Here is a 1,747-nt window from a genome sequence, read left to right on the forward strand (position 1 = left end):
TATCGCCTCTTATTATTGTTCTCTTCATCCTCCGTAATGATTGAGTGTTAGTTTAACCTTCGTTCAATAGCAAATTTTCTCGCTTTATTTCCGAAAATACTCATTAGATGGTGTCATGCGCCTTAGGCTAGTTTAAGGGCGCTTGTTAAGCATTGTGCCAATGGTTTGCTGTTTGCCGCCCTTAAATGTGAAAGGAGCCTTTACAGCTCCTTCAAATGCCCTTTGCCTCAACCAAAAACGCGTGGTCAATGCGCCGGGTATAATGTTGTGAGTAAGTTCTAGTGACACTTTCTGAACCGCGCAATGGGCTCCCTTACTTAAACAGAATGCGTCGATTACTATCGAACAAAGTTCCTTCCCGGTGTAACCGTCAAAACGCCGAGATCGCGTTCAAACAATTGAGTTTGCTTGTTCCTATCGTAGTTTTTCAACTCTGACTCATGGTGATTTAAACGAATCGATGCCAAGGAAACGCACAAGCTGCAACAATAGTTTTCGTCACAACGGAGCGAGATTATGACATATCGCTGATAATTTTCCTCATTTCAGTGACATTCGCCATCTTTATAGTTACTTTCCGCAATGATTAACTGCTCAATATCATTTCCACAGATAAAAGAGCGAAGCGCGTTAAACTTAGCCTCATCCCAAGAATACATCTTAAGAGCCAATAACTTATCAATCGTCTCTGGGTCAAAACGAGTTTTGATCGGCTTAGCAGGAGCGCCCGCTACCACGGTGTACGGCGGCACGTTTTTCGTCACGACACTGTTTGCGGCAATCACCGCGCCCTCGCCAATCGTAACGCCTGGCATGATCATCGCGCGCATTCCAATCCAAACAGCATCTCCGATAGTCGTGTCGCCCCTGCTTTGATAGGAACGTTCGACATCATCAAGAAACGGATACAAGCAGAACCAATCGGTTCGATGATTGTGGTTACCACCCATTAAAATCACCGCTTCGGCGGCGATACAAACGTAGTCACCAATATAGAGTTGGTCGACTTCCCAACTGGGTTGCCACTGCTTGCTGATTTCATCCCCCAGCAGATAACGAACGACGGATTGCTCAAAACCATTATCCCAGCAATCGCTGTAATAACTGTGAGTACCTTTAATATGGATGTTGGCGTTTTGCACCACTTGGTGCAGATACTGAACTTTAGACCAATGTTTAGTCATGGCATTTGCCTCTTCAATAGAGAGTAAAATTTTGCCACGGAACGATTTCTCGTGGCGCTGTTGCTGCGTTCTCAGTCAACAACGCCTATTGGATTCGGGGTTGTAACAACAGTGGATTAGGCATAGTGATCTCCTTTAGGCGAACTATAAAACGAATTGGCGCAAAGTGACAAACGCCAATCCCGATTATTCATTCGCCAAAAACATGTATAATTTTTATGCAAGCCATTCAAATAACAAGAGCTCAACATGAAAATTCAATCGCATCTCCCTGCACTATTACTCTGCGCCGCTTCTGCCAACGCAGCGGACAATATTCGTATCGAGTACATGCCCGCAGAAACAACCCATGACAAACTTGCCGAGCAATCCATTCAAAGCAGCGATGTGAACCCGATTTTTGTTCGACTTTCTCAAGACTACTTCCCTTTTCGTAAACCGCTCACCCTGATTTATGGCGGCGAAGATGGCCCTATGTACGATCCCGACACGCACACCATCCATATTCCTTATACGTTTTACTTGGAGTCGCTCAATTACTTCTCCAACAACCAATATGAAGA

At 44.8% G+C, this 1,747-nt stretch carries 2 protein-coding genes; one reads left to right on the plus strand and one right to left on the minus strand.

What is annotated here, in order from left to right; translation table 11 throughout:
• Positions 1–545: 545 nt before the first annotated feature.
• Positions 546–1,184, minus strand: a complete 639-nt coding sequence (locus tag R7E47_RS24165; protein ID WP_318085190.1) for a CatB-related O-acetyltransferase — start codon at positions 1,182–1,184, stop codon at positions 546–548.
• Between the two features lie 249 nt (positions 1,185–1,433).
• Here R7E47_RS24165 and R7E47_RS24170 point away from each other — a divergent pair.
• The coding region (locus R7E47_RS24170; protein ID WP_318085192.1) for a DUF4344 domain-containing metallopeptidase at positions 1,434–1,747 on the plus strand (314 nt) is incomplete at its 3' end.

Origin of the sequence: Vibrio sp. Vb1026 (assembly GCF_033338745.1) — a bacterium.
GTDB lineage: Bacteria > Pseudomonadota > Gammaproteobacteria > Enterobacterales > Vibrionaceae > Vibrio > Vibrio alginolyticus.

Coding starts and splice junctions, on each gene's coding strand:
- R7E47_RS24165 (WP_318085190.1), bottom strand. CDS start 1,184: ATGACTAAACATTGGTCTAAAGTTCAGTATCTGCACCAAGTGGTGCAA.